This is a genomic window from Streptomyces sp. CA-243310 (assembly GCF_050936775.1).
Classification (GTDB): Bacteria; Actinomycetota; Actinomycetes; order Streptomycetales; family Streptomycetaceae; genus Streptomyces.
The window spans coordinates 2,513,971-2,527,223 of record NZ_JBNJMF010000001.1 but is presented as its reverse complement, the minus strand read 5'-3'; the positions used below and the strand labels follow the sequence as shown (position 1 = coordinate 2,527,223).

The 13,253-nt window shown below is 71.7% G+C and carries 11 protein-coding genes; 5 read left to right on the top strand and 6 right to left on the bottom strand.

Annotated elements, in window-relative coordinates; all coding sequences use genetic code 11:
• Positions 1-37 precede the first annotated feature (37 nt).
• The gene (ligD, locus tag ACQEVM_RS11450) at positions 38-1,063 is read right to left on the bottom strand and encodes a non-homologous end-joining DNA ligase (RefSeq protein ID WP_433077566.1); all 1,026 of its coding nucleotides are present in this window, start codon (positions 1,061-1,063) and stop codon (positions 38-40) included.
• Positions 1,064-1,138: 75 nt separating this feature from the next.
• Here ligD and ACQEVM_RS11445 point away from each other — a divergent pair, with 75 nt between their 5' ends.
• Positions 1,139-2,329, top strand: coding sequence for an ATP-dependent DNA ligase (locus ACQEVM_RS11445; RefSeq protein ID WP_433077564.1), 1,191 nt, complete (start codon positions 1,139-1,141; stop codon positions 2,327-2,329).
• A gap of 17 nt (positions 2,330-2,346) precedes the next feature.
• On the opposite strand, the gene ACQEVM_RS11440 is transcribed toward ACQEVM_RS11445, so the two are convergent.
• Entirely contained in the window at positions 2,347-3,738 is a 1,392-nt protein-coding gene (locus ACQEVM_RS11440) for an NAD(P)/FAD-dependent oxidoreductase (RefSeq protein WP_433077562.1), read from the bottom strand.
• Positions 3,739-3,946: 208 nt separating this feature from the next.
• Positions 3,947-5,035: an NAD(P)/FAD-dependent oxidoreductase gene (locus ACQEVM_RS11435; RefSeq protein ID WP_433077560.1), complete on the bottom strand. Its 1,089-nt coding sequence runs from the start codon at positions 5,033-5,035 to the stop codon at positions 3,947-3,949.
• Between the two features lie 138 nt (positions 5,036-5,173).
• On the opposite strand from ACQEVM_RS11435, the gene ACQEVM_RS11430 reads away from it, so the two are divergent.
• Positions 5,174-5,722 (top strand): nucleotide triphosphate diphosphatase NUDT15, encoded by a 549-nt coding sequence (locus tag ACQEVM_RS11430; RefSeq protein WP_433077558.1) that lies wholly within the window; start codon positions 5,174-5,176, stop codon positions 5,720-5,722.
• 143 nt (positions 5,723-5,865) lie between these two features.
• Here ACQEVM_RS11430 and ACQEVM_RS11425 read toward each other — a convergent pair whose 3' ends face one another.
• The 3 genes from ACQEVM_RS11425 to ACQEVM_RS11415 all read right to left on the bottom strand — a co-directional run bounded on the left by ACQEVM_RS11425 (position 5,866) and on the right by ACQEVM_RS11415 (position 10,434).
• Positions 5,866-7,974: an MDR family MFS transporter gene (locus ACQEVM_RS11425; RefSeq protein ID WP_433079947.1), complete on the bottom strand. Its 2,109-nt coding sequence runs from the start codon at positions 7,972-7,974 to the stop codon at positions 5,866-5,868.
• Positions 7,975-8,046: 72 nt separating this feature from the next.
• Positions 8,047-9,396 carry a 6-phospho-beta-glucosidase gene (locus ACQEVM_RS11420; protein WP_433079944.1) on the bottom strand — a complete coding sequence of 450 codons (1,350 nt, stop codon included), beginning with the start codon at positions 9,394-9,396 and terminating at the stop codon, positions 8,047-8,049.
• Between the two features lie 138 nt (positions 9,397-9,534).
• Positions 9,535-10,434: a helix-turn-helix domain-containing protein gene (locus tag ACQEVM_RS11415; RefSeq protein ID WP_433079942.1), complete on the bottom strand. Its 900-nt coding sequence runs from the start codon at positions 10,432-10,434 to the stop codon at positions 9,535-9,537.
• A gap of 310 nt (positions 10,435-10,744) precedes the next feature.
• On the opposite strand from ACQEVM_RS11415, the gene ACQEVM_RS11410 reads away from it, so the two are divergent.
• The 3 genes from ACQEVM_RS11410 (at position 10,745) to ACQEVM_RS11400 (ending at position 13,210) form a co-directional block, all read left to right on the top strand.
• Entirely contained in the window at positions 10,745-11,413 is a 669-nt protein-coding gene (locus tag ACQEVM_RS11410) for a helix-turn-helix domain-containing protein (RefSeq protein ID WP_433077556.1), read from the top strand.
• 64 nt (positions 11,414-11,477) lie between these two features.
• On the top strand, positions 11,478-12,035 hold the full coding sequence (locus tag ACQEVM_RS11405) for a toxin-antitoxin system, toxin component (RefSeq protein WP_433077554.1): 558 nt from the start codon (positions 11,478-11,480) through the stop codon (positions 12,033-12,035).
• Positions 12,032-13,210, top strand: a complete 1,179-nt coding sequence (locus ACQEVM_RS11400) for an MAB_1171c family putative transporter (protein ID WP_433077552.1) — start codon at positions 12,032-12,034, stop codon at positions 13,208-13,210. Before ACQEVM_RS11405 ends, ACQEVM_RS11400 begins: the two co-directional genes overlap by 4 nt.
• Positions 13,211-13,253: the final 43 nt, after the last annotated feature.

The window sequence follows — 13,253 nt, the reverse complement described above, 5'->3', positions numbered from 1 at the left end:
GCGAGTGGTCAGATGTCTGGCGGAGCCACGGCAGTCGTCACTGTCCGTCCTCGTGCCTGGCCCGGCTCGGCTGGACGCGCTTGGGCTCGCCCGGCATCTTCGGGTAGTCGGGCGGGTAGGGCATGTCACCCATCCCGTGATCGTGTTCCTGCCGGTCCGCGAGTTCCAGTACGGCGTCCAGCACGAAGGCGTGTTCGTCCATGTCGGCGTGGAGATCGCCGAGTTCGGCGAAGCGTGCCGGCATGGTGACGATGTCGAAGTCGCGCGGCTCGGCGTCGTCCACCTCGTCCCAGCGCAGCGGGGCCGAGACCGGGGCGTGCGGGCGTGGACGGACGGAGTAGGCGGAGGCGATGGTCCGGTCGCGGGCGGTCTGGTTGTAGTCGACGAAGATCCGCTCGCCGCGTTCCTCCTTCCACCAGGCCGTGGTGACCTTGCCCGGCATCCGTCGCTCCAGTTCCCGTCCGAGCGCGATGGCGCTGCGCCGAACCTCCGTGAACGTCCAGCGCGGTGCGATCGGCACGAAGACGTGCAGCCCGCGCCCGCCCGAGGTCTTGGGCCAGCCCCGCAGGCCCAGTTCCTCCAGGAGCGCGCGCAACTCGTGGGCGGCGGCGACCGCGTGATGGTAGTCCGTGCCCGGTTGGGGATCCAGGTCGATGCGCAGTTCGTCCGGCCGGTCGGTGTCCTCGCGGCGCACCGGCCAGGGGTGGAACGTGAGGCAGCCCAGATTGGCGGCCCACAGGACGGCGGCCGGCTCGGTCGGGCAGATCTCGTCGGCCGTGCGGCCGCTGGGGAAGGCGATGTGGGCCGTCGGGATCCAGTCGGGCAGGTTCTTCGGGGCCCGTTTCTGGAAGAAGGACTCTCCGTCCACCCCATCCGGGAACCGCTCCAACGTGGTGGGGCGGTCGCGCAGGGCCCGGGTGATACCGGACGCGACGGAGAGGTAGTACTCGGCGACGTCCCGCTTGGTGAGGCCGCGCTCCGGAAAGTAGACCTTGTCGGGGCTGGACAGTCGGACCGTCCGCCCTCCCGCTTCCAGCTCGATGGCATTGCCCGCAGCACCCATGTGCGCCACGTTAGGCGGGCCCGACCGGGTGCGCATACCGGGCGGGGCCGGACGTACCACCGCAGAATCGAAGACATGGATCTGCCGGTGATGCCCCCTGTGAAGCCGATGCTCGCCAAGTCCGTGGGCAAGATCCCTCCCGGCATGCAGTACGAGGCCAAGTGGGACGGCTTCCGCGCGATCGTGCACCGCGACGGTGACGAGGTCGAGATCGGCAGCCGTACCGGAAAGAGCCTGACCAGGTACTTCCCCGAGCTGGTGACGGCTCTCAGGGAGAACCTGCCGGAGCGCTGCGTCGTGGACGGCGAGATCGTGATCATCCATGACGCGCGGCTCGACTTCGACCGGTTGACGGAGCGCATCCATCCGGCCGCGTCCCGCGTGAAGCTCCTCGCGGAGACCACCCCGGCCGGCTTCGTCGCCTTCGATCTGCTGGCACTCGACGACCGGGCCCTTCTGGACGCCCCGCTCTCCGAGCGCCGCGAGATCCTCGCCCGTGTCCTTTCCACCGCCCGGCCCCCCGTCCACCTCGCGCCCGCGACCACCGACCCTGCGCGCGCGCAGGAGTGGTTCGAGCTGTTCGAGGGCGCCGGGCTCGACGGGGTGATCGCCAAACCGCTCGATCTCCCCTACCGGCCGGACGCCCGCCTCATGTTCAAGATCAAGCACGAGCGTACGGCCGACGTCGTCCTCGCGGGCTTCCGTTTCCACAAGAGCGGTCCGATTGTCGGATCGCTGCTCCTGGGCCTGTACGACGACCAGGGCGCCCTCCAGCACGTCGGCGTGTGCGCCGCCTTCCCCATGAAGCGCCGCGCCGAGCTCATCGATGAACTCGAACCGCTGCGCATGCCGGACCCCGAAGGCCACCCGTGGGCGGCATGGGCCGAGGAGTCCGCGCACGAGAGCGCCCGGTTGCCCGGCGCGCAGAGCCGGTGGACCGGCAAGAAGGACCTGTCCTGGGTGCCGCTGCGCCCGGAACGCGTCTGCGAGGTCAAGTACGACCACATGGAGGGCGACCGGTTCCGGCACACCGCGCAGTTCCGCCGGTGGCGGCCCGACCGGACCCCGCAGAGCTGTACGTACGCCCAGTTGGAGGAGGTCGTCCGCTACGACCTCGCCGAGGTGCTGGGAACCGAGACGCCGGACACGGGGAGCGAAACGGGCCGGGGCCGGCGCACGGACACGGGCACCGCCACCGGCACGGACACCGCCACGGGCACCGGCACCGGCACCGGCACCGGCACCGGCACCGGCACCGGAGGCTGACCGGCACCGCCTCCCCCTCACCCGGCCGTCAGCTTCTCCCATGCGGCGCGATCCGGTCCGACCTCGTTCGGCGCGTAGTCCGGCCGTTCCGCGAGCCAGCGCGCCACCCGCGCCCTGATCTCCGGGTCCGCGTAGGCCCGTTCCGGCGGGTCGGCCAGGTGGCGCACGCGGGCCCGGGCCCGCATCACCTCCGGGTCCTCCAGCGCGCAGTCGAACAGCGCGGCCACCTCACGTGCCGTCCCGGTACGAGCCGCCCTGGTCGCGAACCGCTCCCCGATGGCCGCGTCGGCCACGACCTGGAAGTCGAACCACGGTTTCAGCGTCCGCAGCGCCCAGGCGTGGTACTCGGCGGCGAACCGGTACGAGCCCGGGTCCTGGTGCGCCGTGCGCGCCACCCGGCTCGCGGCCCACAGGGCGAGCGAGGTTCCCTGGCCCAGGGTCGGGTTGGTGTGGGTGATGGCGTCCCCGACGGGCACCAGCCCGCTCACCACCGGACCCTGCTCGTCGGCCGGCGCGGACCAGCGATTGTCCAGGCTCGCGGCGACCAGTACGTCGGACAGCGGTTCGCCGCCCAGGCCCAGCCACGCGGAGCCGGGAGGAAAGGCGCGCGCGGCGGCCTCGAACACCTCGGGATCGCGCAGCGCGGCGCGCGTGGGGTCCCCCGTGTGCACGAACAGCGTGACGGCGAAGACCCTGTTGTCGGCGGGGAAGACGGCGCACCCGGCGAACGCTCCGCCGGTGACCGCCCAGGGGCGGCGCGGGCCTTCGTCCATGCCGTCGGGCAACCGGTACCAGCGGCAGAAGTACGCCAACCCCGTACGGTGCCGCTCCACGGGTACGGGGCGGCAGCCCGCCTCGGCCAGGAGGCGTTCGACGCCGCCCCGCCGCCCGCCGGCGTCGACCACGAGGTCCCCGGAGAACGTCCCGGTCGGCGCGGTCACCCCCGTGACCCGAATCCCCTCGGGCCCGGTCACCGTGGTCAGCCCGATGACCGGCTCTCCGTGACGGGCGACCACCCCGGTCTCGGCACGCAGGGCCGTGGCGAGCGCGCTCTCCAGAACGATGCGCCGAGCCTGGAGCATGACGAGGTCCTCGTCGCCGGGGCGGGTGGGCGGGCGGGCGTCGAACCAGTCGAGCTCGTGTCGCTCACGGGCCCCGAGCCGCAACATCTCCGCGTGGACGTCGGGCAGTTCGACGCGCAGTACGTTCCGTGCGGCGCCGAGCAACGCGTGCGGTTGGGTCGCCTGGGGCACGGCCGGGCGGCGCCAGCCGAAGAAGTCGCGGTCGAGCGCGGTACCGGGGGCGCGGGTGTCCCGTTCGAAGAGTTCCACGGTGTGGCCGCGCCGGGCGGCGAGCAGCGCGGTCGCCTGCCCTCCGATGCCTCCGCCGATGATCAGGACATGTGCCATTGCGCCCCCCTGAGCCAAGGAACCGTACGACGATCACACGGATCAGAGCCTGCACGGCCGGCAGGTGCCCGAAACCCGCACACATGTCCCCATCGCATCGCACGATCACACGACCGATCGGAACGGACGCGCGTGGAACAGGTGCGCGTGGAACAGGTGCGCGGAACAGGCCGGCCGTCGGACGGTGGTGGCCACAGCCGGGCGAAGGTCAGCCGGTGTCCCCTCGCGCCGCCCTCAGAGCACGGCGGGTCTCCTCCTCGATCAGGTCGGTGTTGATGGCGACGGCCGCCCGAACCCCTTGCGCGGCGGCGCCCACCAGTTGCTCCATCGGGGCCGTCACATTGCCCGCCGCCCATACACCGGGCAGCGCCGTCGCCCCGGTCTGCGGATCCGAGTCCACACAGGTGCCGATCACCCGGCCGTCCCGCTCGACCGTGGCCGCCGGCAGCCCCAGGCCGGTCAACACCCCGGACCGGGCGGTGAACCGCGGCGCCACCACCAGCGCCCGACAGGCAACCGACCGGCCGTCGGCCAGCACGACTGCGGCGAGCCGGTCGTCCGGACCCACGTCCAGGCCCGCCACCTCGCCCTCGATCACCTCGACCCCCCGGGCCGCAAGCAGTTCACGCTCCTCCGGTCCCGGTGCCCAGGTGTGGGACAGCAGCGTCACCCGGTCGCTCCACTGGCGCCAGAGCCCCGCCTGGTGCACGGCGAGGGGGCCGGTGGCCAGCACCGCGAGGGGCAGGTCCCGTACCTCCCATCCGTGGCAGTACGGGCAGTGCAGCACGTCCCGCCCCCAGCGGTCCCGCAGCCCCGGCAAGGGCGGCAGCTCGTCCAGCCGCCCGGTCGCGACCAGGAGCCGGCCCGCCCGTACGACCGAGCCGTCCCCGCACCGGACCAGGAATCCCCCGCCCGGTACACGGTCGGCGGCGACGACGGTACCGGCGACCCCGGACCGGATCCGGGCCCCGTACCCGAGCACCTCCGCCCGCCCGCGGGCCAACAGCTCGGCGGGGCTCGCGCCGTCGTGGCCGAGGTACCCGTGCAAGTGCGCGGCGGGGGCGTTGCGCGGACTTCCGGAGTCGAGCACCAGCACCGACCGCCGGGTCCTGGCCAGGGTCAGCGCCCCGGCGAGCCCGGCGGCCCCACCACCCACGACCACGACGTCCGCGACCTCCGCGCCGTCCGCCACACCAAGCCCACTCGTCGCACTCACTGCACCCACCACACCCATGTCACCCATCGCACCCACCACGCCCATGTCACCCATCACGCCCACCTCACCCGTCGTGCTCACGGCACCCACCACACCCACCGCAATCCGATGCACCCGCCACGCCCGTCTCGCGGACTCGTATCCGTCCTCTGGCGGCCCGAGCGTCGCCCCGACGCACCCCGCTTGACAAATGTCCTTGCCGAATCGGCAAATGGAGACATGGCCTCCGCACCCGCCGAATCCAACGGACCCGCCGAATCCACCGGACCCACCGGACCCACCGTCCCCCCGACCTCCACCACCGAGTCCTGGGTACGCGCCGCTCCCCGACCGAACGCCGTCGTGGGCGTCGGCCTCGTCGTGGTCGACGCCGACGGCCGGATCCTGCTCGGCCTGGCCCATGACGGCCGCTGGGAACTCCCCGGCGGCAAGGTGGACCCCGGAGAGGGCTTCGAACAGGCCGCGGCGCGGGAACTCGCCGAGGAGACGAGCCTGCGCACAAGACTCGAAGACATCGACGTCCTGGCCGTCCACATCGACTCCGCGTCCGGCGTGACGCGGCTGACCGCCGCCGCCGTCACCCACACCGTCGAGGGCACACCGGCGGTCACCGAGCCCGACAAGATCGCCCGGTGGGCCTGGTTCGCCCCCACCGAGATCCCGAGGGACCTCTACGTCCCCTCGGTGACGGTTTTGCGCACCTGCCTCCCCGAAACCCGTGACCTGCCCGACGTCTCGACGTACGACTACGTGACGCACGACCGGTAGTGCCGCGACCGGGAGAGTTCACCGGAGAAGGACGGCCGACTCCCGCCCGGCGCAGCCGCTCCCGAGCCCGGCCCGGGGCGCTCGTCCCGACTCTGGTGTTCGGGCGACGGAGCGCCCACCCGGTTCGGCGACAGACCCGTCGTTCAGGTCGCCGCCCCCGCGGTCGGCCTCGGCCTCGGGGCGAAGTTGCCGTCGCGCAGGTCCTCCGCCAACAGCCGCTTGGCGATGGAGTCGGCGGCCGCACGCAGTTCCGCGCTGCGCGGCCGGCCCCGGTCCTTCTCCAACCGGTCGCCGAGCCAGTCGCCCCAGGCCCGCGAGATGACGCCCGCCTCCCGCTCTCCCGCCCGGGTCAGCGAGACGAAGTCGTTCTCGCGGGCCAGGTACCCCTCGTCCACCATCCGTTCGAAGACCGGAAGCAGCACTTCCGGCGGGATCGAGCGCCGCGCCGCGACCAGGCCGAGGCTCGCGTACCCGACCGTCCGGGTCAGCAGGTCCACCTGCATCACCGCCCACGCCCCCGCGATGTCCAGGCGGGTGTCCGAGGCGGCGACGATCCCGCGCGCCGTGTCCGCCCCCATGCCCCGTACGAGTTTGCCGACGGCCAGCTCCAGCAGCTTCGCCGAGTCACCGGAGGCCGTGGCGGGCGAGCCGAAGCCGTCGCCCATGTCGGTCGAACCGGCCCGGGCGCTGTCTCGCAGCCGTACCTGCTTGAGGAAGAGGGCGACGACGAACCCGAACAGCGCGACCGGCACGGTCCACAGGAACACCGTGTGCAGGGCCTGCGCGTACGCCTCGATGATCGGCGCGGCCGTCGCCGGGTCCAGCCCGTGCACCCCCTCGGGGCTCTGCGCGGCCTTGGCCACCTGCGCCGGGTCCTCTCCGGTGGCTCGCGCGGCCTCCGAGACCGCGGCCTCCAGCTCGGGTCCCAGGGTGTTCGCGTAGATGGTGCCGAAGACGGCGGTGCCGAAGGCGCTGCCGAGCGTACGGAAGAAGGTGACGCCGGAGGTGGCCGTGCCCAGGTCGGCGTAGTCGACGGTGTTCTGCACGGCGATCGTCAGGACCTGCATGGACAGGCCGATGCCGGTGCCGAGCACGAACATGTACAGCGATTCCAGCCAGGACGCGGTCCCCGGCTCCATCCGTGAGAGCAGGTACAGGCCCAGTGCCATGACGGCGCAGCCGACGATGGGGAAGATCCGGTATCGGCCGGTCTTGCTGACGGTGTTTCCGCTGAAGACGGAGGCGATCAGCAGGCCGATCACCAGGGGCAGGGTGCGGACACCCGAGACCATGGCGGAGTCCCCGTCCACGTACTGGAGGTACGTCGGCAGGAAGGTCATCGCGCCGAGCATCGCGAACCCGACGACGAAGCTCAGGATGGAACACACCGCGAAGACGGGGTTGTGGAAGAGCCGCATCGGGAGCATCGGCTCCGCGGCGCGCGTCTCGACCAGGCAGAAGAGGGCCAGCGCGACGAGACCGCCCGCGAACAGGCCGATGATGACACCAGAGGTCCAGGCGTACTCGTTGCCACCCCAGCTGGTGGCCAGGATCAGCGCGCTCGCCCCGATGGCGATCAGGGCGATGCCCAGGTAGTCGATGACGGGCTTGCCCTCCGCGCGCACCGACGGGATGGTGCGGGCGGCCGCGATGACGACGAGGATCGCGATGGGAACGTTGACGTAGAAGCACCAACGCCAGGTCAGCTGGTCGGTGAACAGTCCGCCGAGCAGCGGTCCGATGACGGTGGCGACACCGAAGACGGCGCCGATCATGCCCTGGTACTTGCCGCGCTCGCGCAGCGGGACCACGTCGGCGATCAGCGCCATGGCCGTGACCATCAGGCCGCCGGCGCCGATGCCCTGTACGCCGCGCCACACGATCAGCAGGGTCATGTTGCTCGCGAGACCGCACAGGAAGGAGCCGGTGATGAAGATGACGGCGGAGAGCTGGAAGATCAGTTTTCGGCCGAAGAGGTCGCCGAACTTGCCGACCAGCACGGTCGAGACCGTCTCCAGCAACAGGTACGAGGTGACCACCCACGACATGTGGTCGCCGCCGCCTAGGTCGCCCACGATCGTGGGCAGGGCGGTGCCCACGATCGTCTGGTCGAGCGCGGCCAGCAGCACGCCGAGCATGATCGTGCCGAAGACGACGTTGCGCTGCCGCCGGTCGAGCACGGGGGGCGCCGCGGCTACGGCGGGGGCGGTGGTCACATCTCGCACTCTCACAGCGCGCCCGGCGCGGCGCATGCGGCGCTGGGCCGTACGACTGACTCCCACGCGCCGGGTACGACCCTCCGCAAGCCTCCCTCCGGCGCCGCGTCAGCGCAGGTAGGACAATCCCGGGTGCTCCGCCGCGTACCCGTCGAGGAGGCGGCGGGCCACGCCCACCGAGTCCACGAGCGGGTGCAGGGCGAAGGCCTTGACGGCGCTCGCCCGCGAGCCGCTCGCCGCCGCGGCGAGGACCTCCCGCTCCACCGCCTTGACCGAGGTCACCAGCCCCACCGCGTGCAGCGGCAGGGGGGCCACGCCCACCGGGTGCGCCCCGTTGGCGTCGACCAGGCAGGGCACCTCGATGACGGCCTCGGCGTCGAGCACGGACAGGGTGGAGCCGTTGCGGACGTTCAGGATCAGGGTGGCGCGTTCGTCCCGGGCGATGGCCCGCATCAGTGCGAGCGCGACCTTCTCGTAGCCGCCGGACTCCAGGTCGCTCTCGTCGCGGTCGCCGACGCCCGCGGCCTCGCGATTCTCGGCCATGTAGGTGGCCTCGCGTTCGGCCCGGGTGCGGTCCCAGGCCGCGAGTGCCGCGCCGGCGGGTCGGCCGGGACGGGCCGCCTCGGCGTAGAAGCCGCGTTGCCGGTCGCGCAGGAAGGCTCCGCGGGTCTGCTCGACCTCCTGGTAGGCGCGCACGGTGTCGCGGTTGAAGTAGTAGTAGTGGAGGTACTCGTTCGGGATCGCGCCGAGCGAGCGCAGCCATGCGGCACCGAAGAGCCGGCCCTCCTCGAAGGACTCCAGGGCCGCCTCGTCCGCCAGCAGCCGGGGCAGTTCGTCGCGTCCGCCGACGCGCAGCCCGCGGACCCAGCCCAGGTGGTTGAGGCCCACGTAGTCGATCCAGGCCTCCTCTGGCCGGGCCCCCAACAGGCGCGCGATGCGCCGGCCGAGCCCCACCGGGGAGTCGCAGATGCCGATCACCCGGTGTCCGAGTTCCTCGGCCATCGCCTCGGTCACCACGCCGGCCGGATTGGTGAAGTTGATGACCCAGGCCTCGGGGGCGACCCGGGCGATCCTCCGCGCGATCTCGCGCACCACCGGAACGGTCCGCAGCCCGTACGCGATCCCGCCCGCGCCCACGGTCTCCTGGCCCAGGACTCCCTCGGCCAGGGCGATCCGCTCGTCGGCTGCACGGCCTTCGAGGCCTCCGACGCGAATGGCCGAGAAGACGAAATCGGCTCCGCGCAGGGCCTCGTCGAGGTCCGTGGTGGTGACGACGGTCGGCGCGTCCGGTACTCCGGCGGCCTGGTCCGCGAGCACCCGTGCCATGACGGTGAGCCGGCCGGCATCCTCGTCGTACAGGGTCACGCGGGTCACCCGGCCCTCGGCGTGGTCGCCGAGCAGGGCTCCGTGGACGAGCGGTACGCGGAATCCGCCCCCGCCGAGGATGGTCAGCCGCACGCTTCTACCGCCCTTCGCCAGTGCCACGATCGGCGACACGGATGCGGTGGCGCGTTCCGCGCGTTCCCGATCCGCGGCGCCCGGGACGCGGCACACGATCAAGGACCCCAGTCTCCCCCGCCGGCGTCCCGCCGGGGATCACCGCGTCGGCGACGGCACGGCGCGCAGGCGCGCCCCCGGCTGGTACGGGGACGTCGCCACGCCGCGGATCGGGCCGGTCGGCAGACCGTTGGGCGCCGACAGGACGAGGGTGATCCGGGCCAGGCCCATGCCCTCCAGCATGCGGCTCGATTCGGCCACCATCCGGCAACGCACCAGACCCCAGCCGGGGTCCGGGTGGCGCACGGTCCGTACGGCCCCGTCCAGTTCGGCGGCGGCGGCCCCGTGGGTGCTCAGCCAGTGGGGGACGCCGTACCGGTAGGCGGCCTCCATGAACGGGTCACGGGCCACCTCCTGGCGGATGCTGCGCAGCCCCTCGTCGTCAGGGGCGACGGCCAGGGCGTTGGCGAACTGGGCCAGGAGCGGCACGCACCAGGCCGGTTCGTGGTCCTCCAGAACGGCGGCCGCGTCCGGGTGGAACAGCACGAACCGCAGGAAGTTGTCGTCCGGCAGGGCCGTGGGGTGCGGGCGCACGGACTGGAAGAGCCGGTCGAAGGCGGAGTTGGTCAGGGCCACGTCCCAGCGGTGGTCCACCAGGAAACTCGGGTAGGGCACGGCTTCCATCAGGGCCGCGTAATCGCACAGGTAGTCGCGCTGGGCGGGGTCCTCGGGCAGCCGGTTCTCCTCGGCCGCGCGCCAGGTGGGCGGCGGGTCCCGGTCGACCATGACCCGGAACAACCAGAAGCACTGGCGCTCGCTCATCTCCAGGGACTCGGCCAGGGCGAGCAGCTTCCGGTCGGTCCATTCCTTGACCAGGCCGCGTTCCCAGTTTCCGTACGCGCGCACGCTGATGCCCAGCCGTGCGGCGATGTCCTCCTGGCTCAATCCGAGTTCTTCGCGGCGCCGGCGCAAAATCTCCTTGCGTCGCTCCGACCGCACTGCGCCACGGGCGGTGTCATCGTCCGCCAGGCGCTCCTCACCGGCTCGGGCGAGGCCATCGGACGGGCCCACCGCTGCGAGATGTAGCACCGAGAGCTCCCCCTCCTCACGGTCTGGATCTTCATTTCCGTGTGGCGATCCTGCTACCGACTTCATTCGAGTGTCAACTATTGTGGCAATTCCAGCCTCTTGGCAGCTCATTCCCGCCACAGCTGTGGCAAGTTCTGGCCCTGCCGCGCGAGACCGGATAGATTCCCTGAGGCCGACTCACGTGCCTGTACCGACCTCGCGCGATCTAGGAGAACCACTGGTGACAGACGGCTTCCCGGCTCCCGTCGCGGTGGCCAACGTGTCTCTGGCAGCCACCGTCACGCGGGTAGCCGAACTCGCGGGCAAGATGGGCCGCGACCTGAACCAGGTCTTCGACCTGCGCAAGCTCTCGGACGCCTCCGGCGTTCCCACGGACGTGGTCAAAACCCTCCTCGACGGCCGGCGGGCCGGCGAACCCGACCTCCAGACACGCTTCCTCCAGCGGCTGGACCTGCTGAGGCGCACCCGGGTGAAACCCAACGGCCGCCGCTACACTCAGCAGGAGATCGCGGACGGCGCGGGCATGTCCCGGCAGCAGGCGGGAGCCTTGATCAACGGCGACCGGCGGCCCACCATGGAGCACTGCGACGCCATCCAGCGCTTCTTCGGGGTACACGCGGGCTTCCTCACCGCCCACGACGCCGACGCCCTGACCGACGCGCTCCAGCGGACCGAACAGCAGTTGCTCCAGGACTTCGCCGGACGCGAGCGACAAACCGCACCGACCGAAACCGCTTCGGTGGGCGATCCGCTGGCAAGACTCCTGCAGGACCACGGAGTCCGGGGCATCGCCTGGCGCGCCGCCCAACTGCCCAGCGACAAGCACCGGGACAAAGTGACCGAATGGCTGGACATGCTCCTGGAAAGCGTCAAACCGAACGAATCATGACCCAGTCGAAAGTCTGGATCTGATCCTTGAGTCCTGATCCGGATCCGCGCCGACGGGGAGAACGGTGAGCATAGGCAGAGCGCAGCGGCGGTTGTGCGGGGAACTCGTGGCCGGCCTCAAGCTGACCACCCCCGTGGAACCCGTGGACCTCTACGCCGCCCTCTGTGAGGGCATGAGCAGACACCGCGGCCGGCCGGTGCAGTTCCGGATGGCACCGTTCCCCCAGGGAACGGCGAGCGGCCTGTGGCTCGACATGGCGGACCGCGATCTCGTGGTCATCGAGGAACGCACGGCGCCGGACCACCAGTTGGTGATCCTCGGCCACGAGCTGTGGCACATGAAGGCCGGTCACTGCAGTCACCACGTCGACGGAGCCGCCGTCGCCGCCCGGATGTTGACCGACGAAGCCGACCTCGGCGAGACGGTGCGCCGGGTCGCCGCGCGCACCCGCGCCGACGTCCGGGAAGAGACCGATGCGGAAACCTTCGGCCTCCTCCTCGGCAGCCGGTGCCGGACGTGGCTGGCCGGGTCCTCCGGCCAGCGCGCGCCCGCGCAGCGCGACCAGTTGGCGGGCCGCATCGAGACCTCCCTCGGCTACCGGGGGCACAGGAACGAGCATTGAACGGACAGGACTACTACATTCCGGCCGTCGCGATGGCGATCTCCCTCGTCTTCAAACTGCCGGCACTGCGGACCAACTGGCGTGACCCGCTGTTGCGCTCGGTCTGTTTCCTGCTGCTCCTGGCCGGATCCGTCTTCACCTTCGCCGCCCCGCCCACCATCGAGGCCGTCAACCGGTGGACGGGAATCACCAACTTCTCCGCCCCCTGGGTCTACTGCCTGATGACGGCGTTCAGCGCCTCCTGTCTGGTCCTCCTCCTCAACTGGAGGGGCGGACCCGCGGAGGACATCCGGCGCGTCTCCCGCCGGTGGATCACCGGCTACGCCGTCGTCATCGTCGTCATCATGAGCCTCTTCGCCCTCGGCTCGGCCCCCGTGGAACGGCTGCGGGACTTCGACACCCACTACGCGAACACCCCGTACATCGGCGCGATGATCGGCCTCTACCTGGTGGCGCACACCGTGGCGGCCATGACCATGGTGGCGATGTGCTGGCGCTGGTCCCTCCAGGTGAGCGGCTGGCTGCGCAGCGGCCTGGTCGTCATCGTCTGCGGATACGCCTTCAGCCTCACCTACGACGCCGCGAAGATCTCCGCGGTCGTGGCCCGCTGGACCGGGCACGACCTCGACGACCTGAGCACCTACGTGGCCCCGCCGCTCGCCGCCGTGGGCGCGCTCATCAGCGCCGTCGGTTTCGTGGTGCCGCTGCTCTGCCAACGGATGTCGGACAGCCTGCACGCCTGGTCCACGTACCGCCGCCTGGGCACGCTCTGGCACGAGGTCCAGCGCACCGCGCCCGCCGGCATCCCCGGCGTGCGGATGTCCTGGTGGTCCCCGGCCGAGATCCGGGTGATCCAGCGGGAGTCGGACATCCACGACGGTTTCCTGCGGCTCGGCCCCTGCTTCGACCGGCGGCACCGGGACCTCGCCTACGAACGGGCCCGCGCGGACGGCGAGGACGAGGTGACGGCGCGCGCCGTGGCCGACGCCGCGATGGTGGCGGCGGCCGTACGCGCCGACGCCGGAGACCCCGAGACCGCCGGGGACGAGGGCGAGCGGGTGCTGATCACCGCCGAAGGAGCGCGTGACCTCGTGCGGATCTCCCACGCCCTGCGGTACTCCCCCGTGGTGGCGGCGGCACGCCGGCAGGCCGCCCTGGCCGCGACCGGCCCGTAGGCCGGTCCCGGCCCGGAGACGACAGCCAGGCGAGACTTCGACG

Coding starts and splice junctions, on each gene's coding strand:
- ACQEVM_RS11425 (WP_433079947.1), bottom strand. CDS start 7,974: ATGCGCCGCGCCGGGCGCGCTGTGAGAGTGCGAGATGTGACCACCGCC.
- ACQEVM_RS11430 (WP_433077558.1), top strand. CDS start 5,174: ATGGCCTCCGCACCCGCCGAATCCAACGGACCCGCCGAATCCACCGGA.
- ligD (WP_433077566.1), bottom strand. CDS start 1,063: ATGGGTGCTGCGGGCAATGCCATCGAGCTGGAAGCGGGAGGGCGGACG.
- ACQEVM_RS11440 (WP_433077562.1), bottom strand. CDS start 3,738: ATGGCACATGTCCTGATCATCGGCGGAGGCATCGGAGGGCAGGCGACC.
- ACQEVM_RS11445 (WP_433077564.1), top strand. CDS start 1,139: ATGGATCTGCCGGTGATGCCCCCTGTGAAGCCGATGCTCGCCAAGTCC.